Below are 24,140 nucleotides of genomic sequence, written 5' to 3'. Positions count from 1 at the left end.
CGCATAAAGAAGTAGCTGTCCCATGATGCTGACCGATCCCGCCCAGAAATATCGCGCCTTCCCGCAAGTCGACCTGCCCAATCGTCAATGGCCGTCACAGGTCATCACGTCGCCCCCGCGCTGGCTCTCGACCGACTTGCGCGATGGCAATCAAGCGCTGATCGACCCCATGAACGCGGAGAAAAAGAGCCGCTTCTTCGACCTGCTGGTCCAGGTCGGCGTCAAGGAGATCGAGGTCGGCTTCCCATCGGCCGGTGCGACCGAGTTCGACTTCATCTCCAGCCTGGTGAAGGACGGCCGCATCCCCGACGATGTGATGGTCCAGGTGCTGACCCAAGCCCGCGAAGACCTGATCGCCACCACCTTCGAATCGCTGCGCGGCGCGGATCGGGCGATCGTCCATGTCTATAACGCCGTCTCGCCCGCCTGGCGGCGGATCGTGTTCGGCATGGACCGGGCGCAGGTCAAGGACATTGCCGTCCACGCCGCCAAGCTGCTGCGCGACAATGCCGCCAAGCAGCCCGACACTGACTGGCATTTCGAATATAGCCCCGAAACCTTCTCCACTGCCGAGCTGGATTTCAGTCTGGAGTGTTGCGAGGCGGTGATGGACATTCTCCAGCCCACGCCAGAGCGGCCGCTGATCCTCAACCTGCCAGCGACGGTCGAATGCGCCACCCCCAACATCTATGCCGACCAGATCGAATGGATGTGCCGCCATATCAGCAAGCGCGACAGCGTGGTCATCTCGCTGCACCCGCATAATGATCGCGGCACCGGCGTTGCGGCGGCGGAACTCGGCCTCATGGCGGGTGCCGACCGCGTCGAAGGCTGCCTGTTCGGTAATGGCGAGCGCACCGGCAATTGCGATATCGTGACCGTGGCGCTCAACATGTACACGCAGGGCATCAATCCCGGCCTCGATTTCAGCGACATCGACACGGTCATCCAGACGGTCGAATATTGCAACCAACTGCCCGTCCACCCGCGCCACCCCTATGCCGGCGAACTGGTGTTCACCGCCTTTTCCGGCAGCCATCAGGACGCGATCAAAAAGGGCTTTGCCGCCCAGGAAGCGCGCAACGACCTCATCTGGGACGTGCCCTATCTGCCGATCGACCCCAAGGATCTGGGCCGCGACTATGAAGCGGTGATCCGCGTCAATTCGCAATCGGGCAAGGGCGGCGTCGCCTGGGTGTTGCAACAGGATAAGGGCTTCAAACTGCCCAAGCGGATGCAGGCCGATTTCTCCCGCGTGGTGCAGGGCCTGGCCGACCAGTCGAGCCGCGAACTCAACGCTGCCGACATCTGGGCCGCCTTCCAGGACCATTATCGCCTGGCCGGAACCCAAGCCTATGCGCTGATCGACTATCATGAAAGCGGCGCGGCGGGCGACCGCATCTTCACCGGCAAGATCGCCTATAAGGGCGGCGAACGCAGCATTTCGGGGCGCGGCAACGGCCTGCTCTCCTCGGTCCTGGCCGCGTTGCGCGACGAACTGGGCGTGGAGCTGGAGATTGCCGATTATAGCGAACATGCGATCGGCGCAGGCAGCAACGTCAACGCCGCCGCCTATGTCGAATGCCGCACGCCCGACGGGCGGACGGTATTCGGCGTGGGGACGGACGCAGACGTCGCGACGGCGTCGGTGCAGGCGGTATTGTCGGCGGCCAATGCGGTGGCAGTGCGGACCTAAAACTCCGTCATCCCAGCGAAAGCTGGGATCTCTCTTTTCTTCCGCGCATGGTTGAAGAAAGTGAGATCCCAGCGTCCGCTGGGATGACGATGCATTTGCCCCTGGTTACTTCGCCAAAGCCCGCAACACAGCCTCCCACTGCCCCAGCGCCGCGCCGATCCCCGCGACAGGCGCCCGCTCGTTCAGCCCATGGGCAAAGCCATCCTCGGCCTTCATGAACAGGCTAGACACGCCATAGCTCGGCACGCCCAGCGCGCGGAAATGCACGCTGTCGGTCGCCCCGCCGGACATGCTCGGCATGATCGGGATGCCCGGTGCCTGCGCGGAAACCGCCGCGACCACCGCCTGCATCACATCGGCACGCAGCGGCGAGGCATCGCTTGCCAACGGATCGCCCAGTGTCGTCACGGTCGCACTATCGTCCGCCACCACCCGCACCAATTCCGCCTTCACCGCGTCGATCGCCACGCCCGGAAAGATCCGGCAATTGACCTGTACCTTGGCGCTCTGCGGCAAGGCATTGAGCGCATGGCCCGCCTTCGCCATGGTCGCGACACAGGTCGTGCGCACCTGGCCGACAAATTCCGGGCGACCCGACAGCAATTCCGCCGCCGCCGCATCGCCCGTCTCCGCATAACGCTTCATCGCCGCGCCCACGTCCCCGCCGATCCGGTCGGCAGATAGCGCCAACGACGCCTTGGTCAGTTCGTTACGCATCGGCGGAAACTGATAGGCCGCGATCCGATCGATCACCCGCGCCAGCCGATAGAGCGGATTGCCCGCGGTCGGCGCACTCGAATGGCCGCCCGGATCGGTAAAGCCGATCTCGAAATCGGCATAGGTCTTCTCGCCCGCCTGCAACTGATACAGCACCGGCTCGCCCGCCTCGTTGAGCAGCCCGCCGCCGCCATCACCGTTCAGCAACAGTTCCGCATCCTTATATTGCGCCGCCAACGCCCGCGTCGTCACCATCGCGGTCTCTTCGTCGCCCGACAACAATAGCGTCACGGTGCGGCGCGGCGTCCACCCGTCCTTCTTCAACTGCGCCAGCGTCGCGACCATCATCGCGACGTCATATTTATTATCTTCCGCACCCCGCCCGAAAATATAGCCATTCTCCTCCACCGGCACGAACGGGTCGCGGGTCCAATCTTTCGGGTCCGCCGCCACCACATCCATATGGCCGATCATCAACAGGGGCTTGAGCGCCGCATCCCGTCCCCGGATCGTCGCGGCGAAAGTCGCCGTCTCGCCCATCGGTGTGATGACGATGTCCGCATCGGCAAAGCCCGCCGCCTTCAGCACCGACGCATAATAGGCCGCGAGCTTCGGCACCTCGCCCGCCCCCTCGACCGTGCGAAAGGCAACAGAGCGCATCAAGATGTCCTTCGCCACCACCGGGTCCGCCGCCGCCATCGCGCCGCTCGGCAGCATCACCGCCACCCCCGCCAACAACCCGCACCGCCACCCCATAAACCTGCCCCTCGATTTCGTCAGGCAACCAATGTGGCACAGGCACAATCCCCCGCCAATCCTCCGCACCCATCCTCCCCTGGCAGGGGAGGTGGCTGGCCGCAGGCCAGACGGAGGGGTGTCACCCTCTCGATAGGGCAACACCCCTCCGTCAGCACTACGTGCTGCCACCTCCCCCACCGGAGGAGGATGTAAAGACACCCCCCGCCAAAAACTAAACCCCGCCCAACTATTGCTTGCGCGCAATCCCGCTCCACTGCCCCATATGCTACGCCGTTCGCCCAAAGGATTTGCGCCCATGACCCTCCCCTATCGCAGCTTCGGATTCCAGGTGCTGGTCGGCATGGTCGCAGGCCTCGCGCTCGGCCTCCTCGCCCGGACCATGGGCACCGGGCCGGATGGCGACCTCAATTGGCTCGCCACCGCGCTCCAGACGATCGGCACCATCTTCGTCGCGCTGCTCAAGGCGATCGTCCCGCCGCTCGTCTTCGCCGCCATCGTCGCGTCGATCGCCAATCTGCGCGCGCTCGACAATGCCGCGCGGCTGGCGGGGCAGACCTTGCTCTGGTTCGCCATCACCGCGCTGATCGCGGTCAGCATCGGCCTTGCCATCGGCATCATCGTCCAGCCCGGCATGGGCCTAGGCACCGCCGCACTCGCCGCCAAACAGCCCGACGCGGTCGGCGGCTGGCTCGATTTCCTCAAGGGCCTCGTCCCTGGCAACAGCCTGGCGCTGAGCGGCAGCACCAAGATCGCGCCCGATGGCACCGCCAGCACCAGCCTCTCCTTCAACATCCTGCAACTGCTGGTCATCGCCATCGCCGTCGGCCTCGCCACGCTCAAAGTGGGGGAGAAGGCAGAACCCTTCCTCGCCTTCGTGCGCTCGCTGCTCGCGGTCGTGCGCGCGCTGCTCGGCTGGGTCATCCGCCTGACGCCGATCGGCTCGGCGGGCCTGATCGGCGCAGCGGTCGCCACCTATGGCTGGGACGCGCTCGCAAGGCTGAGCGTCTTTACCGGCGCCATCTATCTCGGCCTCGGCATCGTCCTGCTGATCGTCTATCCGACGCTGCTGCTCGCCCATGGGCTCAAGCCACTGCCCTTCTTCGCCAAGGCCTGGCCCGCCATCCAGTTGGGCTTCGTCTCCCGCTCCTCGGTCGGCACCCTGCCCGTCACCGAAGCCGTCACCGCGCGGCTCGGCGTGGACAAGGCCTATGCCGCCTTCGCGATTCCCCTGGCGTCCACCACCAAGATGGACGGCTGCGCGTCGATCTATCCCGCCCTCGCCGCCATCTTCGTCGCAGGCTTTTACGGCATTCCGCTTGGCCCCCTCGACTATGCCCTGATCGCCCTCGTCTCGGTCATAGGCTCCGCCGCAACCGCAGGCCTGACCGGCGCCGTCGTGATGCTCACCCTCACCCTCTCGACGCTTGGCCTCCCGCTGGAGGGCGCAGGCCTGTTGCTGGCGATCGACCCCATCCTCGACATGGGCCGCACGGCGGTCAACGTCGCGGGCCAAGTGCTGGTCGGCGTGGTCGTGGCGAAACGTGAGGGGATATTGGACGAAGAGGCCTATTATGGCGAGGGGGCGTTGGTGGCGGGATAGCGCCATTTTCCCACGTTGATGTGGTTTGTCGTCAGAACTCACCAAGCTGCATGGGAAGATATGCTTGGCCATCCCGCTGGCATTTGGCGCTATGACGGTCGGCGGTCCTTTTGATCCTCTATAATAAGTGCGGCGATTCAGAATCGACTCTCAGCCGTCCACCCGATAAGCCGGGGACGAAATGATCGAGCGACTGGCAGCAATCCAATTCGACAAACAGGCAGGCACTGGAAGAACCATGCCTGGTTTTGTAGTGGCAGAGGACGCTTTGGGTGACGACATTGAGCTGATTGCTAAGCTATCTGCAAAATGCGATCGTGCTGCCACTTCACTCGCGATGGAGCTATTATGCGCTTGTCTTGCTGGCGATCTTGGACTGCCAATTCCCCAGCCCTATATTGTCGATCTTTCATCAGAGTGGATCGAATCGATTGCTGACCCGGCTTGGGCTGAAGCCGCTAGACAGAGCATTCCAGTTGCATTCGGCTCACGCCGAGCACCGGCCGGCTTTGGTCAATGGATTACGGGTACAACTATGGTTGAGCCCCTGACTTCGAGAGCCGCAGCTGTTCTTCTTTTCGATGCCGTAACCGACAACCCTGATCGCAGGCGAGAGAATCCAAACTGTCTCCAGCGTGGAGATGAAATCCGCATAATTGACCACGAACTATGCTTCGGCCCTTTGCTGATAGGCTGGCAGCCCCCTTGGCAAATTGGCGCTCTTCACCATATGGCAACGCCAGGCATCCATATCTTTCGTGACGCGTTACGCGGGAGAGATATCGAATGGGCGTCTATTATTCAGCCTTGGAAAAATTTGTCCGATGAGACGATATCCGATTATGAGGCTGCACTTCCGGCAGAATGGGCGACAGCAGGCCCGTTTGTGCAATCGGCGGTGGAAAAGATCAAAAACGCACGTGACCATATCGACGAATGCGCGATTGAGGTACAAAGGGTGCTGAAATGTTGAAGCGCCGCTATTCATATACTGTCCTCCGTTACGTCCATGATCCGCTTACTGCGGAGTTCGTGAACGTCGGGCTTGTCGTGCATTTTCCCGAATCACCGTTGGGACCAGCGGTCCTCAAAGCAGGTACGCGCAACACGATTGCTCGGATGCGCGATATGTTCCCTGATCTGGACCGCGCTGCCTTTAGCGCGACCATGCGCACTATCAACAGGATGCTAACCAAGCTCGCTGACCAGCTTGCGCTAGAAGGTATGATCGTGTCGAAAGGCGATGCGCTCACTTTTGCCCGCCAAGTACTGCCGTCAGACGATAGCTCTTTGCAGTGGGGACCGGTTGGCAGTGGTGTTGCAGAAGATCCAGATAAAACGTTTACGCGGCTCTATGGTCGGTTCGTTACCAAATACGACGTACGCGGTGTCCAACGTCGATCTGACGAAGAAATCTGGAAACCAGTGCGTCAACGACTGGAGGAACGTCAACTCCCGGTTACCCTTGAACCGAAGACCATCGTCGGCATTGACGACAAGATCGAATTTCAACACGCTTGGAAGAACGGGGCTTGGCATGTGTATGAGCCGGTTTCCCTTGATCTAGCGGACGCGGATGGAATCTATCGTAAGGTGCATCGTTGGTTGGGGCAGCTAACGTCGGTAGCGCCGGACGCATCAGAGGACTTTCACCCATACTTTATTGTTGGAGCGCCATCAGATCCGACTTTAGAGTCGGCATATAGGCGCGCCCTAAAAATCCTGAAAAAGTCCCCTGGCAATGTTGAGGTCTTTGAAGAGACGGAAATCGACAAACTAGTGGATCGCATCGAGGACGAGATTCGCTTGCACCGCGCCGACCACTAATCGCAACCACAGAAACCCAGGCATTCTGGCGCAATAGATTGGTTCACTTTGGATGCGGGCTAGCCCGCCAATGGGTGTCAAAATATGGCACCACTCAAACGGCAATATCTCCTGTTCTACCCCGTTAAGCCCATGCTATAATTCCCATCCTTTTGCCCGCCCGATCCCACAACCACACCTCCACTTCGCAAAAACCCTCCTATTGCGAAGTCCGCCCTGCAAACCCCAACCCCAGCAAAATCGAACCCTGCAACGGTGTGAACTTCACAAGCTTCGCACAGCACCACCGCCCACCGTGCCACCCCAAAAGCCACCCACGCCGCCCTGTCCTACTGCGCCGCCATCGGCTATAGGCCTTGGCCCGAACGGCAAAAGTGCGACATCTAAGGCGAATATCAGTGGCAGACTATCAGGTGCATATCATCGGCGGCGGGCTCGCCGGGTCCGAAGCGGCGTGGCAGTTGGCGCAGGCGGGGATCAAGGTGCGCCTGTCGGAAATGCGGGGCAGCGGCGACATGTCGCCCGCACACCAGACCGAAGGCCTTGCCGAACTGGTCTGCTCCAACAGTTTCCGCTCCGACGATGCCGACAAGAATGCCGTTGGCCTGCTGCATCAGGAGATGCGGCGGCTGGATTCGCTCATCATGGCGAGCGCCGAACCCGCCAAAGTGCCCGCAGGCTCGGCGCTGGCGGTGGACCGCCATGTCTTTTCCGGCGCCGTCACCCGCGCGCTGGCCAATCATCCCAATGTCGAGATCATCCGCGAACGGATCGACACGCTGCCGACCGAAGGCATGACCATCGTCGCTACCGGCCCGCTCACCGCGCCCGCGCTCGCGACCAGCATCGGCCAGGCGGCGGGGATGGAGCATCTCGCTTTCTTCGACGCGATCGCGCCGGTCATCCACCATGACAGTATCGACATGGACCAATGCTGGATGGCCAATCGCTGGGACAAGATCGGCCCCGGCGGCGGCGAGGGGAAGGATTATATCAACTGCCCGATGGATAAGGACCAATATCAGGCCTTCGTCCAGGGGCTGCTCGACGGCGAAAAGACCGAGTTCAAGGAATGGGAGGCCAACACTCCCTATTTCGAGGGCTGTATGCCGATCGAGGTGATGGCCTCGCGCGGGCCGGAAACGCTGCGCCATGGGCCGATGAAGCCGATGGGGCTGGACAATCCACGCACCGGCCGTTGGCCCTATGCCGTGGTGCAGTTGCGGCAGGATAATGCGTCGGGCACGCTGTGGAACATGGTCGGCTTCCAGACCAAGCTGAAACATGGCGCGCAGGTGGAATTGTTCCGCACCATCCCCGGCCTCCAGAACGCCGAGTTCGCGCGGCTGGGCGGGCTGCATCGCAACACCTTCATCCAGTCGCCAAAGCTGCTCGACGCGACGCTGCGCCTCAAAAGCGCCCCCCATATCCGCTTCGCCGGGCAGATGACGGGCTGCGAAGGCTATGTCGAAAGCGCCGCGATCGGCCTGATCGCCGGGCGCTTCGCCGCGGCCGAACTACTGGGCCATACGCTGACGCCCCCGCCCGCCGACACAGCGCTCGGCGCGCTGCTCGGCCATGTGACGGGCAATGTCGCGACGGCGGACTATCAGCCGATGAACGTCAATTTCGGCCTCTTCCCGACGCTGGACGACGTCAAGAAGAAGCAGCGCAAGGAAGCCTATACCTCCCGCGCCCGCGCGTCCTTCGGCGCATGGATGGGCGAGATGGCGATCGCTTGAGGCCATCCTGCAATGAGGCTGACTTATGAGCATTGTTCCCCGGCGAAGGCCGGGGTCCAGTTCTGGCCGTGGGACTGGACCCCGGCCTTCGCCGGGGAACAGCCAACCACAGGTTTCGATTAATGCATTTTGCTACAACCCATCACACCGGCAAGGCGGTAGTATATTTGGTGGTCGACAGCGCAAAGTGCGACGCGGCCCCCGCCACCGTCGGCTGGGCCAATAACGTGTGCATCAAAAACTGGTTATAATCGGCGACGTCCGCCACCACGACCCGCAACAGATAGTCCCACTCGCCCGACATGGAGAAGCATTCGACGATTTCCGGGCAGGCATCGACAAAAGCCTCGAAGGCGCTGCGCGGTTCGCGGGCATGGCTGCGCATGCGGATATTGCACAGCACATTGACCCCGCGATCGACCTTGGCGGGATCGACCAGCCGTACCGCGCGGGTCAACACCCCCGCCGCCTCCAGCGCCTTGATCCGGCGCCAGCAGGACGCGGTCGACGCGCCGACCTGTTCGGCGAGTTGCGCATGGGGGATGGCGGCGTCGGCCTGCAATATGGCGATGATCCGCCGGTCAATCGCATCGATTTGATAGTCCTGTTTCATATCTGGCCCATATTTGATGAAATAATTTCCGATATTGCGCAGCAAAGCAGGAGATTGAAACCCTTTTTCGCTTGAACCATGCAATATTATCGTCATGGCCCAAAACGATTTAGAGCGCCCCGAAGGCACCGCCGAGGATTGGACGATCCCGCAGGATTGGGCCGCCTACACGCCGCAGGAACATGCGCTGTGGGACCGGCTCTTCGCCCGCCAGGCGCAAATGCTCCCCGACCGCGCCGTGGCCGAATTCATGAACGGGCTGGACGTGCTGCGGATGACCCGGCCGGGCATCCCCGATTTCGATGAGCTATCGGAACGGCTGATGAAGCTGACCGGCTGGCAGGTCGTCGCCGTCCCCGGCCTCGTCCCCGACCGGCTGTTCTTCGACCATCTCGCCAATCGCCGCTTCGTCGCCGGGCGCTTCCTGCGCACGCCCGACCAGATCGATTATCTGTCCGAACCCGACATTTTCCACGACGTCTTCGGCCACGTCCCCCTGCTCGCCAACCCCGCCTTCGCCGACTATATGCAGGCCTATGGCCAGGGCGGCCTGCGCGCCGATGGTCTGGGGGCGATCGACCGGCTGGCGCGGCTCTATTGGTACACCGTCGAATTCGGCTTGGTCCGTCAGGGCGACGACCTCAAACTCTATGGCGCGGGCATCGTCTCGTCCCACGGCGAATCCATCTACGCCCTGGACGATCCCTCTCCCAACCGGCTGGGCTTCGATCTCAAGCGACTGATGCGCACCCGCTACCGCATCGACGATTATCAGCAGAGCTATTTCGTCATCGACAGTTTCGAGGATCTGCTGCGCCAGACGGTCGAGACCGACTTCGCCCCGCTCTACGCTGAGCTGGACGGCCTGCCCGATCTCGACACCGACACCATCCTGCCGACCGACCGCATCTTCACCCGCGGCACGCAGGCCTATGCCAGAACAAAAAAGGAAGAGGAGCCGCAATGACCGCTACCATAGACAATCCCCTGGGCCTCAACGGCTTCGAATTTGCCGAATTCACCTCGCCGGATCCGGCGGCGATGGCGGCGCAGTTCGAAATGCTCGGCTTCGTGCCGACGCACCGCCATCCGACCAAGAATATCACCCGCTACAAGCAGGGCCGCATCAACCTGATGCTCAACCGCGACGATGCCGGGCGCGTCGCCGCCTTTCGCGGAGTCCATGGTCCCTCCGCCAGCGCCATGGCCTTCCGCGTTGCCGATCCGCAGGCCGCGATGCGCTGGGCGCTCGACCATGGCGCGCAGGCGACCGAAGAGGATGACACGGTGATCCAGGGCATCGGCGGCTCCTATCTCTATTTCATGCCCGATGGCCAAGACCCCTATGCCGACTGGGCCGAATTCGCCGGCTGGCGGGAAGCGGAGGCGCAGAATAATGTCGGGCTCGACCTGCTCGACCATCTGACCCACAATGTCCGGCGCGGTCAGATGCAGGTGTGGAGCGAATTCTACCGCACCCTCTTTGGTTTCGAGGAGCAGAAATTCTTCGACATCAAGGGCAAGGCAACCGGCCTCACCAGCCAGGCGATGATCGCGCCCGACCGGGCGATCCGCATCCCGCTGAACGAGAGCCAGGACGATAACAGCCAGATCGAGGAGTTCATCCGCGACTATCATGGCGAGGGCATCCAGCACCTCGCCCTCACCACCGACAATATCTACGACACGGTCGAGAAATTGCGGGCGCGCGGCGTGCGGTTGCAGGATACGATCGAGACCTATTACGACCTGGTCGACAGCCGCGTCCCCGGCCATGGCGAGGATCTGGACCGGCTGCGCGCCAACCGCATCCTGATCGACGGCAGCGTAGAGACGGGAGAGGGCATCTTGCTACAGATCTTCACCGAAAATATGTTCGGCCCGATCTTCTTCGAAATCATCCAGCGCAAGGGCAATGACGGTTTCGGCAACGGCAATTTCCAGGCCTTGTTCGAAAGCATCGAACTCGACCAGATACGGCGCGGCGTCGTGTCGGTCGATGCCTGAACGCGACAGGGGGCGGCACCACCGCCCCCTGTCCTGACGTCAGGCCCGCCGCCCGCCGAAGCGCGCATAGAGCGTCGGCAGCACGAACAGGGTCAGCAGCGTCGCCGACACCAGCCCACCGATCACCACCGTCGCCAGCGGCTTCTGCACCTCCGCGCCCGACCCGGTCGCCAGCGCCATCGGCACGAAGCCGAGCGAGGCGACCAGCGCGGTCATCACCACCGGCCGCAAGCGGCGCATCGCCCCCTGCTCGGCCGCCCGTGCCCGGTCCATACCCTGCCCGATCAGTTCCTGGATCGCCGTCACCATCACCAGCCCGTTGAGCACCGCAATGCCCGACAAGGCGATGAAGCCCACCGCCGCCGACACGGAAAAGGGCATGCCCCGCAGAAACAGCGCCAGCACGCCACCCACCAGCGCCAACGGCACGCCGGTAAAGACGATCATCGCATCGCGCACATTGCCGAGCGCCCCATAGAGCAGCAACAGGATCAGCACGAAACAGGCCGGGACAACCAGCAACAGTCGATCCCGCGCCGACGCCAGATTTTCGAACTGCCCACCCCATTCGAGATAGGCCCCCGCCGGCAAGCGCACATCCGACGCGATGTCCGCCTGCGCATCGGCGACCACGCTCGCCACGTCGCGCCCGCGCACATTGGCCTGCACCACGATGCGGCGCTTGCCATTTTCGCGGCTGATCTGGTTGGGACCAGTCGTCACCGCAATCTCCGCCATGCTCGCCAGCGGCACGAAGGCGCCATCGGGTGTCGGCACAGGGATCTGCCCCACCGCCTCGATATCGGCCCGCTGCCTGTCATCGAGCCGGATCGTCACCGCAAAGCGCCGATCCCCTTCGAAGATCATGCCCGCATCGCGCCCGCCGATCGCGGCGGCGACCTCATCCTGCACCGCCTTGGCCGACAGGCCCATCGCCGCCAGCGCCTCACGCCGGGGCCGGATGTCGAGCATCGGCAGCCCCTCGGTCTGCTCGACCCGCACGTCCACCGCGCCGTCGGTACGCCGCAGGATCGTCGCGACCTGATTGGCGGTGCGGGCCATCGCGTCGGCATCGTCGCCAAACACTTTGACCGCCACATCACCTCGCACACCCGCAATCAGCTCGTTGAACCGCATCTGGATCGGCTGGCTGATTTCAAAGGCATTGCCGGGCAGCACCGCCAGCTTCTTTTCGACCGCTTCGACCAGTTCTGCCTTGGGCAGTTTGGGGTCGGGCCATTCCTCACGCGGCTTCATGATGATGAAGGTGTCGGAGATATTGGGCGGCATCGGGTCCGACGCCAGCTCCGCCGTCCCCGTCTTGGAAAAGACGAAGCGGACCTGCGGCAATGTGGCGATCACCTTTTCGACATCGAACTGCATTGCTTGGCTCTGTTCGACCGACGTGCCCGGAATGCGCAGCAATTGCGCGGTCATGTCGCCCTCGTCCAGCTGCGGCAGAAACTCCTGCCCCAGCGTCAGGAACGCGCCGATCGCCAGCAGGAACGCCGCCACGGCCACGCCCATTGTCCGCGTCGGCCGCTGCATCGCCTTGTCGAGGCCGGGTTCATAGCGGGTCTTGAGCCAGCCCATGATCCGCCCCTCCTTCTCCTCCACCGGCTTCGACAACAGCACCGCGAGCAGGGCCGGCACGAAGGTCAGCGAGAGGATGAAGGCGCAGACGAGCGCGAGGATGACCGTCAGCGCCATCGGCGTGAAGGTCTTGCCCTCAATCCCCGTCAGCGTCAGCAGCGGCACATAGACGAGGATGATGATCGCCTGGCCATAGACCGACGGTCGGATCATTTCCCGCGCTGCGCCCACGACCACGGCCAGCCGCTCGTCCAGCGTCAGTACCCGGCCTTCACGATGCTGCCCTTCGGCGATCCGCCGCAACGCATGTTCGACAATGATCACCGCGCCATCGACGATCAGGCCGAAATCAAGCGCGCCAAGACTCATGAGGTTGGCCGACACACCCCCCTGCAACATGCCGAAGCTGGTCATCAACATGGTGATCGGGATCACCAGCGCCGCGATCAGCGCCGCGCGGAAATTGCCCAGCAGCACGAACAAGACGACGACCACCAGCAACGCGCCTTCGGCCAAATTCTTGGCCACCGTATTGATGGTCGAATGGACGAGCGCGGTGCGGTCCAGCACCGGCTGGACGATGACGTCGGTCGGCAGGGAAGCGTTGATCTCCTCCAATCGGCGGGCGACCGCCGATGCCACGGTCCGGCTATTCTCGCCGACCCGCATGACCGCCGTGCCGACCACGACCTCGCGCCCGTTTTCGGAGGCCGACCCCATGCGGATCGCCTGCCCCGTCCTGACCGTCGCGACCTGGCTCAGCAGGATCGGCACGCCCTCGCGCGTCGCGATCACGGTCCGGGACAGATCCTCCGCCCCGGTCAGCCGCGCATCGGATCGCACCGCCAGCCCCTCGCCATTGCGATCGACCACGCCCGCGCCGACCGCATTATTATTCTCCTCCAACGCGCGCGCCAGATCGTCAATGCCGATCCGCAACGCCGCCAGCCGCGCGAGATCGGGCACGACCTGAAACTGCTTCACATAGCCGCCGATCGAATCGACTCCGGCCAGCCCCGGCGTGTTTTTGAGCAGCGGCGCGACGATCCAGTCCTGCGCGGTGCGCAGATAGGTCGCCTGATCCGCCTGGCTCACCAACCGCTCGCCCTCAGGCGTGATATAGCTGCCATCGGGTTGCAGTCCCGGTTCGCCCGGATCATGCTGGTCATCCTTGCGATGGGCGAGGTGGACGGTCCACATATAGACCTCCCCCAGCCCGGTCGCGATCGGCCCCATTTCCGGCGTCACGCCCGCAGGCAGGCTTTCGGCCAGCCCCGCCAGCCGCTCATTCACCTGTTGCCGGGCGAAGTAGATGTCGGTGGAATCGGTGAAGACGGCGGTGATCTGGGCAAAGCCGTTGCGGCTCAGCGAGCGACTATATTCCAGCCCCTCAATCCCCGACAGCGCGGTTTCGATGGGAAAGGCGACCTGTTTCTCGACCAGTTCGGGCGAGAGCGACGGCGCACGGACATTGACCTGCACCTGGTTGTTGGTGATGTCGGGCACTGCATCGATGGGCAGTCGCTGAAGCGCCCAGCCGCCGATGAGGCAGGCGATGAGGGTCAGCAGCAGCACCAGCCAGCGCCGCGCGACCGCGAATGTGACGATCCGGTCAATCATCGATCAATGCCCATGTTCCGCTTCGCCCTTGCCGAGTTCGGCCTTGAGCGTGAAGCTGCCGGTGGCGGCGATCCGTTCGCCGCCCTTCAATCCCTTGGTGATAATGACGCGATCCCCGCTCACTGGCCCCACTTCGACGGGAACGGCCTGAAACCCGGAGCGGGTGCGCACGAATACGCTGCTCTTTCCCTCGACCGTCTGCACCGCGATCTGCGGCACGGCGATGGCGCGCCCGCCATCCCTGGACGGCAGGTCGACGGCGGCGGTGACATTCTCGCCCACGCGCCATTGCCCGTCGCGATTGTCGATGGTGGCGATGATCGGGACCAGCCGGGTCTGCGCGTCGAGGATTGGCGAGACGAAGCTGATGCGTGCCTGCGCCGTGCGCCCTGGCGCGGTCACCGTGACCATGCCGCCCGGTCGCAAGGTTGCGGCATCGGCAGCGGACAAGGACAGAGTGACCGAGAGCTTGCCAAGATTGGCGACGCGATAGAGTTCGGTGTCAGCCGCTACCACCTGCCCCAGCATCGCGCTGCGGCTGACGACTTGCCCGCCGATTGGCGAAGGCAGGCCGATACGGTTGAGGCCACCGCCGGCGCGGCCCGTCGCGGCCAGTTGCTGCTGCGCCAGCCGCAGCGCAATCCCCGCTTCGGTCGCAGTCGTGCGCGCCGCGATCAGATCCTGTTCGGGCGATACTTTCTCGGCGAACAGCCTTTGCTCCCGCCCCAAATTGCTGCGCGCCAGCGCCAGCCGAGCGCGGGCCGCCTCGATCTCGCCCTGCATCTGTGCCGCCTCGCGGCTTTCGATGACAGCCAGCGGATCGCCCCGCCGCACCGCCTCGCCCAGATTGCGATGGAGCGCGACGATCCGGCCACCGACCGCCGCCGTCACCACCTGCATGCCTTGCGGATCGGCCTCGATCGTCGCGGGCAGGCTTGCCGCCCCGCCCGATCCCGCCATGCCGACGGGCACCAGCAATATGCCCGCGCTACGGATCTGCGCTTCGGACAGGGTGATTGCCCCCTCCTCTTCCGCATGATCCTCCTCGCCTTCCTCATCATGCTCTTCGGCGTGACCCGCCTCATCATGCGCTTCGTTCTGCGGTGCCGTCTCGCCACAGGCGGCCAGCACCAGGAACAGCGGCAAGGCCGCCGACAATGTCCATTTTCTCATCGGATCAATCTTTCGCAATCTGGGATGCCGGGGCGACCAGCCGGTCGCGGCGCGCCGAAGCATCATGATAGGTGGCCAGCGCATCGATCGCGGCCATGCGGGTGTCGAGCAAAGTGCGTTCGGCTTCGATCAGGTCGATCTGCCCGAACTTGCCCTCGCGATAGCCGATGCGCGCGATCCGCGCCGCTTCCTGCGCGGCGGCAAGCGCCGGGCCACTGGCGATGCGCGCCGCGGTTTCGGCATTGGCGACCTCCGCGTCTGCCGAAGCGATGGCCTGGTCGAGCTGGATTTCGGTCATCCGCCGGGTCGCATCGGCGCGTTGCCGCTCGGCCCGCGCCTGCGCCTGCGCCGCGCCGCCATTGTCGAAGATCTGCAACGGAATGTTGATGCCCATCAGCATCGCCGTGTCGTTGCTGCCCGACAGGCGGCGAGGGCCAGCGAACAGTTGCAGGTCAGGCACGCGTTGCGCGCCCGCCAGCCGCACTTGGGCATCGGCCGTCGCCACATCGAGCGCGGCAGCGCGTGCCGTCAGCATGTCGCTCACCGCCGCGCGATCGACCGGCCCCGCCACGGCCAGCGTCTCGAACCAGCGCAGGTCGAGCGCGCCTGCTACTGGCGCGCCGATCATCCGGCCCAGATTGGCGCGGGCGACACTGGCCAACCGTTCGGCCTGTTCCTGCGTTGCCTGCGCATTGAGATGCGCCAGTTCGGCCCGTTGCGCCTCCAAAGGCGAGGCACGCCCCGCCCGCACGCGCACCTGCGCCGACCGCAAGGCTTCCGCCGCAATCGCCACCTGCCGCTGCGCGACCGTCGCCCGCTCCGCCGCCGAAACGGCGGTGACATAGGCCTGCGTCACGACCAGCCGCAGGTCGGCGGCGATCACCGCCTGTTCGATCTGCGCCCGATCCTGCTGCGCATTGGCCAGCGCGACCCGCGCCGGGCGCTTGCCGCCCAGTTCCAGCGGCAGCGTGACCTGCGCGGTCGTCTCGGCGCTGCGAAAACCCCGATAGTCGCCGCTGCCCGCGACATTTTCGGTCTGGATATTCAGTTCGGGATTGGGCCGCAGCCCCGCGACGGCGCGCGCGGCCTGCGCGGCCAGCACACCCGCCGCGCCGCTTTCGATAGCGGGCGATGTCGCGCCCGCGCGTTCCAGCGCTTGCGCCAAGGTAAAAGATGGTTCGTCCGCCCGTGCCGCAAGGGCGCCGGTGCAGCACGACACGACCAGACAGGCCGCAAGGATGCGTTTCATGAAGATAATTCCTGAAATCAACGAGAAAGGAACCGCGACGCCAGGCGAGCGCGGCCTATTCGGTCGATGTCAGGCGATGGGCGGGCGCAATGTCCGGGCAGGCTCCACAGCGGACAGGCGCGGCGCCGGGGGGATCATCAGCCCATCGCGGGTCGCCACCGTCCCATCAAAGGAAACGCGCGATCCCGCCGTGCCGACATGATGGCCATGGCAGCCACCATGATTGTGCGGCAGGCCATTATCCGCGTCGCCGGGTTGCAGGTCGCCATGCACATCGGCCGCGCTGATCGACAGGCTGGCCTCATCCTCGACGCAGCCCAAAGCCTCGGTCGCATGCGCAAGCGTTCCCATCCCCATGGAGAGGAGAATCATGACCGCCGCAAAGAAAGACAGCAAACCCCGCATGGCTTGCCCTTAACAGTCTTGCACGCGCCTGTCATCGTCCGCTGATAGGGGCGGCTGCTTATCGAAAACTTTACCCTGTCCGCGCTAGGACGGGGGCCTGTTTGGATTGCCGGGATTGCCGATGCGCTTTGTTCTGACCTTGCCCCTGATCGCCGCGCTGGTCGCGCCGCACACCGCTTATGCCCAGATCGCCGTCGCCGACAGCGGCGACACCGGCTGGATGATGGTCTGCGCGCTGCTGATCCTGCTTGCGGCCTTGCCGGGATTGATGCTGCGCCATGCGGGCCAGGTCAATGTCCGCAACGCGCTCTCGGTCATGGCGCAGGGCGCGGGCGTCATCGCGACCGTGTCGCTGGCCTGGGCGATCGTCGGCTACAGCCTCGCTTATGCACCGGGCAGCGCCTGGCTCGGCGGCGGGGCGAACCTGCTGCTCGCCAATCTCGCGCAATTGCGCGACGGGCTGACGGTCCCCGAATCCGCCTTCGTTCTGTTCCAGCTCACCCTTGCCCTGTTCGCCGCCTGCCTGTTGGTCGGTGCCGTCGCCGAACGCACGCGGATCGGCTGGTTCTTGGGATTTGCGCCGCTCTGGCTGCTGCTCGTCTATGCGCCGATCACCCATGCGGTGTGGGGCGGCGGCTGGCTCGCGGACTTGGGCGTCATGGATTTTGCCGGCGGTCTGGTCGTCCATGGCGTCGCGGGCTTCTCCGCCCTTGCGCTGGCGTTGATCGCCGGACGCAGGCGCGATCCCGCCAGTGTCGGCCATGCGCCGGTTCTCAGCCTCGCGGGCGGAGCGCTGCTGTGGATCGGCCTGTCCGGCATGGTCGGCGGCTGGGCGCTCGGCGCGACCGACGATGCCGCAACCGCGCTGCTCAACCATCATTTCGCCGCCTGCGCCGCTGCGCTGACCTGGGCGCTGCTCGACCATGTGCTGGGCAAGCGCACCACCGCCACCGGCATAATGTCGGGTGCCCTGGCCGGGATCGCCGCCATCGCCGCCTCGGCCGCGCTGGTCGGTACCGGGGGCGCGATGCTGATCGGCGTGATCGCCGCGTTCGTGTGCCGCCTCGCACAGCCCCTTGTCGCCCGCCATGTCGATGACAGCGCCAGCGTCTTCGTCATCCACGGCCTTAGCGGCGCGATCGGCATGCTGCTCCTGCCCGTCTTCGCCCTGCCGCTGATGGGCGGGGTCGGCTTCGACATCGGCATTACCCTGACCAGCGCGCTGATCTCGCAGGCCATCGGCCTCGTCATCGTTGCGCTGTGGGCCATGGTGGGCAGCGCCATCGCCGCGCTGATCGTCTCGATGCTGATCCCCATGCGCGCCAGTGCGCAGGAGGAAGCGGACGGCCTCGATCTGGCCCAGCATGGCCAGCAGGGCTGGGACTTCCGCTAGACGCCATGGCCGTCGCCGTCGCCATCTTCGCTCATCAGGAAGAGCGCCGGATCGGCGCCTGCCTGGCCTCGCTTCCGCTCGACCGGCCTGACACACTTTTCCATGTGCTGGTCAACGGCACGACCGACGCCACCGTCGCCCGCGCCACGGCGGCGGCGGGCGGGCGCACCAACGTCATCGTCCACGATATCAAGGCGGGCGGCAAATCGCGCACCTGGAACCATATGGTCCATGATCTGCTCAGCGGGAGCGAAGACGCCGTCATCTTCATGGATGGCGACGCGCAGATCGTTGCAGGGTCGATCGACGCGCTGGTCGCGGACCTCGCCGCCAACCCCAAAGCCAATGCCAGTGCTGGCATGCCGATGAACGGACGCATGGCCGAATTCTATCGCCGAAACCTCAAGATCGAAGGCGGCCTGTTCGGCGATCTCTATGCTTTATCAGGACCGTTCGTCGCGGCGATCCGCGCGCGCGGTCTGCGCCTGCCGGACGATCTGATCGGCGATGATGGCCTGGTCGCCGCTTGGGCGCATACCAATCTCGCCAGTGATGCCGACTGGCAGCATGGCCGGGTGCTGGCCTGCGACGCGGCTGGCTTTCTGTGCGAGCAGGTCAGCCTCGTTCGCCCCTCGACCTGGACGATGCAATATAAGCGCCTGGTCAATTATTCGGTGCGCTTCTTCCAGAACCGGATCGTTTCCGACATCATGACGCGGGAGGGGCCGGACGGCCTGTCCCCGCGCCTCGCCAGCCTCTATCCCGACTGGCTCCCCCGCTTCCGCCCGCGCCCCGGCCTCACCGGCTGGTTCGACCGCAAGGCCCTGGCGCGGATGCGCCGATCTTCCTGAAAAGCCCCGGATGCGGCGCTCAATTTAACGGTCGCGGCCCGCCAGTTCCTTGTTCACGAACAGGGCAAAACCGGTGACGATCGCGCCGGACAGCAGGTAGGCACCCGACGCCGCCAGCCCGAACTCGGTCGAGATCAGCAGCGCCACCAGCGGCGCGAACCCTGCACCAACCAGCCACGCCAGATCCGACGTCAGCGCCGACCCCGTATAGCGCGTCGCGGAGCGGAAGTTGGACGCGACCACCCCCGACGACTGGCCAAAGCTCAACCCCAGCAGGATGAAGCCGATCACCATGAACGCCACTTCGCCCAGATCGCCGCCATTGAGCAGCAACGGCGCGGCGACCGCAAAGAAGGCCGTACCTACCGCCGAATAGCCGAGCAGCCGACGCCGCCCGATCATGTCCGCGACGAAGCCCGACACGATGATCGCCAGCACACCCACGAACGCGCCGATGACCTCGATCATCAAAAAGCGTTCCAGCGGCTCGTCGGTGTAAAGCGCGATCCACGACAGCGGGAACACCGTGACCATATGGAACAGCGCAAAGCTCGCCAGCGGCGCGAACGCCCCGATGACGATGTTGCGCCCTTCGCTGCGCACGGTTTCGATCACCGGCGAAGGCTGCAATTCGCGCGCTTCATAAAGCCGCGCAAATTCCTCCGTCACCACGATCCGCAACCGCGCGAACAGCGCCACGACGTTGATGGCAAAGGCGACGAAGAAGGGATAGCGCCAGCCCCAGCTGAGAAAATCGGCAGTGGACAGGGTGGAGAGGAAGAAGGCGAACAGCCCCGCCGCCACGATCAGCGCCAACGGCGCGCCCAATTGCGGCATCATCGCATACCAGCCGCGCTTGGCCTGCGGCGCGTTGAGCGACAGGAGCGAGGCAAGCCCGTCCCATGTCCCGCCCAGCGCCACGCCCTGCCCGGCTCGGAACAGCGCCAGCAGCACCGCCGACCAATGGCCGATCGTCTCATAGCCCGGCAGGAAGGCGATGGCCGCGGTCGATCCGCCCAGCAGGAACAGCGCAATGGTCAGTTTCACCCCGCGCCCGAGGCGACGGTCCACCGCCATGAAGATCAACGACCCGATCGGCCGCGTGACGAACGCCAGCGCGAAGATGGCGAACGACCAGAGAGTCCCTTCGAGCGGCGACAGATAGGGAAAGACGTGCGCGGGAAAGACGATGCACGATGCGATCGCGTAGACGAAGAAGTCGAAAAACTCCGACGTCCGGCCGATGATCACGCCGATGGCGATCTCGCCCGGCGCGATCTTCTTGCCGTCATGGGCGTGAAGGTTGCGCATGTCGCGTTCCGCCTGGGTGGAGTTGGTCTCCAGATCAGGGCCGGGCGTGGTCGTCGCGGAGGTCATGGCGTGAAACGGGCCTTCATGCTGCGGGAACGATCCGGGGCCGCACAAGGCTGCACGACGAATCATTCCGGTGGTCAAATATACCCATGCCCCATTTCGCCACTGCGCAGGGATAGGACAAAAGGTCCAATGTCACCCCGGAATTTTCCCGACTAGACGAACCTCATGATCGCCCGCACGCCCGCCCCAAGCCGCGCATTTCTGCGCCGATTCGCTCCCCTCCTGCTGCTGCCGCTCGGCGCATGCGACTGGGTGGTCATGGCCCCGTCGGGCGATGTTGCAATGCAACAACGCGACCTCATTTTGATATCGACAGCGCTGATGCTGCTGATCGTCCTGCCCGTCATGGGCACGATCGGCTGGTTCGCCTGGAAATATCGCGCCAAGGCGCAAGCGGAAGATTATGATCCCGACTGGGATCATTCCACCAGCCTGGAACTGTTGATCTGGTCGGCCCCGCTGCTGATCATCATCGCGCTTGGCGCGGTGACCTGGACCAGCACCCATCTGCTTGACCCCTATCGCCCGATCGAGCGTATCGATTCGGCGCGCAAGGTTGATCCTGCGGCCAAGCGCCTGCAGGTCGAAGTGGTGGCGATGGATTGGAAGTGGCTGTTCATCTACCCCGAACTCGGCATCGCGACGGTCAATGAACTGGCCGCGCCAGTCGATCGGCCGATCGAGTTCAAGATCACCTCCTCGACCATCATGAACAGCTTTTTCGTGCCTGCGCTGGCGGGTCAGATCTATGCGATGCCCGGCATGCAGACGACGCTTCACGCCGTCGCCAACAAGCCCGGCACGTTCGATGGCTTCTCCGCCAACTATTCCGGCGCAGGCTTCTCCAACATGCGCTTCAAGTTCCACGCCATGGATCAGGGCGGGTTCGACCAGTGGGTCGCCCGCGTGAAGGCCAGCGGGGCGACGCTCGACCGCGCGACCTATGTGAAGCTGGAACAGCCGAGCGAGAAGGTGAAGCCCCTATATTTCGCGGGCGTCGAGCCCCGCCTGTTCCACGCCGCGCTCAACATGTGCGCGCAACCAGGCAAGCGCTGCATGGACGAGATCATGATGACCGACATGCATGGCGGCGCTGGCAAGGAATCGGCCCACGATACCAAGGGCCTGCGCCATGACGGCACGATCGACGTCGGCGGCTATCACCCGGTCGAACCCGGCAAGAAGGGCGAGATCGCCCAGCCCGCCGGCATGACCCCGGCTGCCGAGCAGACCCCCGCCGCGCAGGGCAACCAGGCACCGGGTCAGCAGGACCATGACGGGCATGGAGCGCATCATGGGAATTAAGGCTCTTTCTCCCCTCCCCTTCAGGTCGGATCGAGCCACGCGCCTCGATCCGAGGGCCGGGGGTGGGGGCCATCCTCTTGGCACCGCACTTGCCGCACGCCCCCACCCCAACCCCTCCCCTGAAGGGGAGGGGCTTTATAAACACCTTTGTCTCCCCACCCCCCTTCTCTCCACATCAAGGCCGTAACGCCCATGTCCCCGCATCCCGCCTCCGAAAATAGTGGCATCTGGAAGCTGATCTTCGGTCGTCTCGACTGGAGTTCGCTCCCGCTGCATGAGCCGATCGTCGTCGGCACCTTCCTGATGGTCGCGCTGGGGGGCGCGGTGGTGTTCGGGCTGGTTACCAAATATAAACTCTGGGGCACGCTCTGGAACGACTGGTTCACCACCGTCGATCATAAGCGCATCGGCATCATGTATATGATCCTGGGGCTCATCATGTTCCTGCGCGGTTTTGCCGACGCGATCATGATGCGCCTGCACCAGGCGATGGCCTTCAACGGTTCCGAAGGCTATCTGAACGCGCATCATTACGACCAGATTTTCACGGCGCATGGCGTCATCATGATCTTCTTCGTCGCAATGCCGATGATCACCGGGATCATGAACTATATCGTCCCGCTTCAGATCGGCGCGCGCGACGTGTCTTTCCCCTTCCTCAATAATTTCAGCTTCTGGATGACCACGGCGGGCGCGATCATCGTCATGATGTCGCTGTTCGTCGGTGAGTTCGCGCGGACCGGCTGGCTTGCCTATCCGCCGCTGTCGGGCATCGCTTACTCACCGGGCGTCGGCGTCGATTATTATATCTGGGGCCTGCAGATAGCGGGCATCGGCACCTTGCTGTCCGGCGTCAACCTGATCGCGACCATCGTCAAGATGCGCGCGCCCGGCATGACCATGATGAAGATGCCCATCTTCACCTGGACCTCGCTCTGCGCCAACGTGCTGATCGTCGCCGCCTTCCCGGTGCTGACCGCCGTGCTGGCACTGCTCAGCCTCGACCGCTATATCGGCACCGCCTTCTTCACCAACGACATGGGCGGCAACCCCATGATGTATGTGAACCTGATCTGGATCTGGGGTCACCCGGAAGTCTATATCCTCATCCTGCCGCTGTTCGGCGTGTTCTCCGAAGTCACCTCGACCTTCTCGTCCAAGCGCCTCTTTGGCTATAGCTCGATGGTCTATGCGACGATCGTCATCGCGCTGCTCAGCTATCTCGTCTGGCTGCACCATTTCTTCACCATGGGGTCGGGCGCCAGCGTCAACAGCTTCTTTGGCATCACGACGATGGTCATCTCCATCCCGACCGGGGCCAAGCTCTTCAACTGGCTGTTCACCATGTATCGCGGCCGCATCCGCTACGAGCTGCCGATGATGTGGACGGTCGCTTTCATGCTGACCTTCACCGTGGGCGGCATGACCGGCGTACTGCTCGCCGTGCCACCGGCCGACTTCGTGCTGCACAACTCGCTGTTCCTGATCGCGCATTTCCATAATGTGATCATCGGCGGCGTGCTGTTCGGCCTGTTCGCGGCGATCAACTATTGGTGGCCCAAGGCATTCGGTTTCCGGCTGGAAACCACCTGGGGCAAGCGCAGCTTCTGGCTTTGGGTCGTGGGTTTCTGGACCGCCTTCATGCCGCTCTATGTGCTGGGCCTGATGGGCGTCACCCGCCGGATGCGCGTGTTCGATGATCCGAGCTTGCAAATCTGGTTCCAGATCGCGGCGCTGGGCGCGGTGATGATCGCGGCGGGCATCGCCTGCATGTTCATCCAGTTCGCGGTCAGCATCAAGAATCGCGATCAGCTGCGCGACACGACCGGCGATCCCTGGGACGGCCGCACGCTGGAATGGGCGACCAGTTCGCCGCCGCCAGACTATAATTTCGCCTTCACGCCCGTCATCCATGATGGCGACGCCTGGGCGGACATGAAGAAGCGCGGCTATCAGCGTCCCCTGACCGGCTACAAGGCGATCCATATGCCGTCCAATACCGCAACCGGCCTGATCATCGCCGGCCTGTCCGTGGCCTTCTCCTTCGGCATGATCTGGTACATCTGGTGGCTGGCGGGCCTGTCCTTCGTCGGCATCCTTGCCGTCGCGATCGGCCATACCTTCAACTATAAGCGCGACTTCTACATCCCGCAGGATGTGGTCGAGCGCACCGAGGGCGAGCGCAGCGCGCTGCTCGCAACACAGGGCTAACA

At 64.0% G+C, this 24,140-nt stretch carries 18 protein-coding genes; 11 read left to right on the top strand and 7 right to left on the bottom strand.

Features of this window, described 5'->3' with window-relative positions:
- Positions 1 to 22: 22 nt before the first annotated feature.
- The gene (gene leuA, locus BSY17_RS18815; protein WP_069066620.1) at positions 23 to 1,696 is read left to right on the top strand and encodes a 2-isopropylmalate synthase; all 1,674 of its coding nucleotides are present in this window, start codon (positions 23 to 25) and stop codon (positions 1,694 to 1,696) included.
- 105 nt (positions 1,697 to 1,801) lie between these two features.
- Here leuA and BSY17_RS18810 read toward each other — a convergent pair whose 3' ends face one another.
- The gene (locus BSY17_RS18810) at positions 1,802 to 3,169 is read right to left on the bottom strand and encodes a M20/M25/M40 family metallo-hydrolase (RefSeq protein WP_069066619.1); all 1,368 of its coding nucleotides are present in this window, start codon (positions 3,167 to 3,169) and stop codon (positions 1,802 to 1,804) included.
- Between the two features lie 298 nt (positions 3,170 to 3,467).
- Here BSY17_RS18810 and BSY17_RS18805 point away from each other — a divergent pair, with 298 nt between their 5' ends.
- The 4 genes from BSY17_RS18805 to trmFO all read left to right on the top strand — a co-directional run bounded on the left by BSY17_RS18805 (position 3,468) and on the right by trmFO (position 8,341).
- A complete protein-coding gene (locus BSY17_RS18805; RefSeq protein ID WP_069066618.1) occupies positions 3,468 to 4,772 on the top strand; it encodes a dicarboxylate/amino acid:cation symporter in 1,305 nt (434 codons plus the stop codon).
- A gap of 181 nt (positions 4,773 to 4,953) precedes the next feature.
- Positions 4,954 to 5,745, top strand: coding sequence for a HipA family kinase (locus tag BSY17_RS21410; protein WP_150125826.1), 792 nt, complete (start codon positions 4,954 to 4,956; stop codon positions 5,743 to 5,745).
- Positions 5,739 to 6,599, top strand: coding sequence for a DUF3037 domain-containing protein (locus BSY17_RS18800; RefSeq protein WP_069066617.1), 861 nt, complete (start codon positions 5,739 to 5,741; stop codon positions 6,597 to 6,599). The genes BSY17_RS21410 and BSY17_RS18800 overlap by 7 nt, the downstream gene beginning before the upstream one ends.
- A 398-nt stretch (positions 6,600 to 6,997) precedes the next feature.
- Positions 6,998 to 8,341 carry a methylenetetrahydrofolate--tRNA-(uracil(54)-C(5))-methyltransferase (FADH(2)-oxidizing) TrmFO gene (gene trmFO, locus BSY17_RS18795; protein ID WP_069066616.1) on the top strand — a complete coding sequence of 448 codons (1,344 nt, stop codon included), beginning with the start codon at positions 6,998 to 7,000 and terminating at the stop codon, positions 8,339 to 8,341.
- A 142-nt stretch (positions 8,342 to 8,483) separates the two neighbouring features.
- Here the strand turns inward: trmFO and BSY17_RS18790 are convergent, their stop codons facing one another.
- Positions 8,484 to 8,954: an Lrp/AsnC family transcriptional regulator gene (locus tag BSY17_RS18790; protein WP_069067082.1), complete on the bottom strand. Its 471-nt coding sequence runs from the start codon at positions 8,952 to 8,954 to the stop codon at positions 8,484 to 8,486.
- 94 nt (positions 8,955 to 9,048) lie between these two features.
- Between BSY17_RS18790 and phhA the strand changes: the two genes are divergently transcribed.
- Together phhA and hppD are read left to right on the top strand one after the other, a co-directional pair.
- A complete protein-coding gene (gene phhA, locus BSY17_RS18785) occupies positions 9,049 to 9,921 on the top strand; it encodes a phenylalanine 4-monooxygenase (RefSeq protein WP_069066615.1) in 873 nt (290 codons plus the stop codon).
- Positions 9,918 to 10,961 (top strand): 4-hydroxyphenylpyruvate dioxygenase, encoded by a 1,044-nt coding sequence (gene hppD, locus BSY17_RS18780; protein ID WP_069066614.1) that lies wholly within the window; start codon positions 9,918 to 9,920, stop codon positions 10,959 to 10,961. Before phhA ends, hppD begins: the two co-directional genes overlap by 4 nt.
- 39 nt (positions 10,962 to 11,000) lie before the next feature.
- Here hppD and BSY17_RS18775 read toward each other — a convergent pair whose 3' ends face one another.
- The 4 genes from BSY17_RS18775 to BSY17_RS18760 form a co-directional block, all read right to left on the bottom strand.
- A complete protein-coding gene (locus BSY17_RS18775; protein ID WP_069066613.1) occupies positions 11,001 to 14,174 on the bottom strand; it encodes an efflux RND transporter permease subunit in 3,174 nt (1,057 codons plus the stop codon).
- A 3-nt stretch (positions 14,175 to 14,177) separates the two neighbouring features.
- Positions 14,178 to 15,347, bottom strand: a complete 1,170-nt coding sequence (locus BSY17_RS18770) for an efflux RND transporter periplasmic adaptor subunit (protein ID WP_069067081.1) — start codon at positions 15,345 to 15,347, stop codon at positions 14,178 to 14,180.
- Between the two features lie 4 nt (positions 15,348 to 15,351).
- Entirely contained in the window at positions 15,352 to 16,596 is a 1,245-nt protein-coding gene (locus BSY17_RS18765) for a TolC family protein (RefSeq protein WP_069066612.1), read from the bottom strand.
- A 69-nt stretch (positions 16,597 to 16,665) separates the two neighbouring features.
- Positions 16,666 to 17,001 (bottom strand): hypothetical protein, encoded by a 336-nt coding sequence (locus BSY17_RS18760; protein WP_069066611.1) that lies wholly within the window; start codon positions 16,999 to 17,001, stop codon positions 16,666 to 16,668.
- Between the two features lie 121 nt (positions 17,002 to 17,122).
- Between BSY17_RS18760 and BSY17_RS18755 the strand changes: the two genes are divergently transcribed.
- Both BSY17_RS18755 and BSY17_RS18750 read left to right on the top strand, forming a co-directional pair.
- Positions 17,123 to 18,394, top strand: a complete 1,272-nt coding sequence (locus tag BSY17_RS18755; RefSeq protein ID WP_069066610.1) for an ammonium transporter — start codon at positions 17,123 to 17,125, stop codon at positions 18,392 to 18,394.
- 5 nt (positions 18,395 to 18,399) lie between these two features.
- The gene (locus BSY17_RS18750) at positions 18,400 to 19,245 is read left to right on the top strand and encodes a glycosyltransferase (protein ID WP_069066609.1); all 846 of its coding nucleotides are present in this window, start codon (positions 18,400 to 18,402) and stop codon (positions 19,243 to 19,245) included.
- A gap of 24 nt (positions 19,246 to 19,269) precedes the next feature.
- Here the strand turns inward: BSY17_RS18750 and BSY17_RS18745 are convergent, their stop codons facing one another.
- On the bottom strand, positions 19,270 to 20,622 hold the full coding sequence (locus tag BSY17_RS18745; protein WP_069066608.1) for an MFS transporter: 1,353 nt from the start codon (positions 20,620 to 20,622) through the stop codon (positions 19,270 to 19,272).
- Positions 20,623 to 20,787: 165 nt separating this feature from the next.
- On the opposite strand from BSY17_RS18745, the gene cyoA reads away from it, so the two are divergent.
- Both cyoA and cyoB read left to right on the top strand, forming a co-directional pair.
- Complete coding sequence (gene cyoA, locus BSY17_RS18740; RefSeq protein ID WP_069066607.1) at positions 20,788 to 21,927, top strand: ubiquinol oxidase subunit II; 1,140 nt, start codon at positions 20,788 to 20,790, stop codon at positions 21,925 to 21,927.
- A 192-nt stretch (positions 21,928 to 22,119) separates the two neighbouring features.
- Positions 22,120 to 24,138: a cytochrome o ubiquinol oxidase subunit I gene (cyoB, locus tag BSY17_RS18735; protein WP_069066606.1), complete on the top strand. Its 2,019-nt coding sequence runs from the start codon at positions 22,120 to 22,122 to the stop codon at positions 24,136 to 24,138.
- Positions 24,139 to 24,140: the final 2 nt, after the last annotated feature.

Source organism: Sphingobium sp. RAC03 (assembly GCF_001713415.1).
Classification (GTDB): domain Bacteria; phylum Pseudomonadota; class Alphaproteobacteria; order Sphingomonadales; family Sphingomonadaceae; genus Sphingobium.
This window is presented reverse-complemented; position numbering and strand designations above follow the sequence as displayed.

What these genes read in the sequence shown, in the direction of transcription:
- leuA (WP_069066620.1), top strand. Translation starts at nt 23, where the DNA reads ATGATGCTGACCGATCCCGCCCAGAAATATCGCGCCTTCCCGCAAGTC.
- BSY17_RS18810 (WP_069066619.1), bottom strand. Translation starts at nt 3,169, where the DNA reads ATGGGGTGGCGGTGCGGGTTGTTGGCGGGGGTGGCGGTGATGCTGCCG.
- BSY17_RS18805 (WP_069066618.1), top strand. Translation starts at nt 3,468, where the DNA reads ATGACCCTCCCCTATCGCAGCTTCGGATTCCAGGTGCTGGTCGGCATG.
- BSY17_RS21410 (WP_150125826.1), top strand. Translation starts at nt 4,954, where the DNA reads ATGATCGAGCGACTGGCAGCAATCCAATTCGACAAACAGGCAGGCACT.
- BSY17_RS18800 (WP_069066617.1), top strand. Translation starts at nt 5,739, where the DNA reads ATGTTGAAGCGCCGCTATTCATATACTGTCCTCCGTTACGTCCATGAT.
- BSY17_RS18790 (WP_069067082.1), bottom strand. Translation starts at nt 8,954, where the DNA reads ATGAAACAGGACTATCAAATCGATGCGATTGACCGGCGGATCATCGCC.
- phhA (WP_069066615.1), top strand. Translation starts at nt 9,049, where the DNA reads ATGGCCCAAAACGATTTAGAGCGCCCCGAAGGCACCGCCGAGGATTGG.
- hppD (WP_069066614.1), top strand. Translation starts at nt 9,918, where the DNA reads ATGACCGCTACCATAGACAATCCCCTGGGCCTCAACGGCTTCGAATTT.
- BSY17_RS18775 (WP_069066613.1), bottom strand. Translation starts at nt 14,174, where the DNA reads ATGATTGACCGGATCGTCACATTCGCGGTCGCGCGGCGCTGGCTGGTG.
- BSY17_RS18770 (WP_069067081.1), bottom strand. Translation starts at nt 15,347, where the DNA reads ATGAGAAAATGGACATTGTCGGCGGCCTTGCCGCTGTTCCTGGTGCTG.
- BSY17_RS18765 (WP_069066612.1), bottom strand. Translation starts at nt 16,596, where the DNA reads ATGAAACGCATCCTTGCGGCCTGTCTGGTCGTGTCGTGCTGCACCGGC.
- BSY17_RS18760 (WP_069066611.1), bottom strand. Translation starts at nt 17,001, where the DNA reads ATGCGGGGTTTGCTGTCTTTCTTTGCGGCGGTCATGATTCTCCTCTCC.
- BSY17_RS18755 (WP_069066610.1), top strand. Translation starts at nt 17,123, where the DNA reads ATGCGCTTTGTTCTGACCTTGCCCCTGATCGCCGCGCTGGTCGCGCCG.
- BSY17_RS18750 (WP_069066609.1), top strand. Translation starts at nt 18,400, where the DNA reads ATGGCCGTCGCCGTCGCCATCTTCGCTCATCAGGAAGAGCGCCGGATC.
- BSY17_RS18745 (WP_069066608.1), bottom strand. Translation starts at nt 20,622, where the DNA reads ATGACCTCCGCGACGACCACGCCCGGCCCTGATCTGGAGACCAACTCC.
- cyoA (WP_069066607.1), top strand. Translation starts at nt 20,788, where the DNA reads ATGATCGCCCGCACGCCCGCCCCAAGCCGCGCATTTCTGCGCCGATTC.
- cyoB (WP_069066606.1), top strand. Translation starts at nt 22,120, where the DNA reads ATGTCCCCGCATCCCGCCTCCGAAAATAGTGGCATCTGGAAGCTGATC.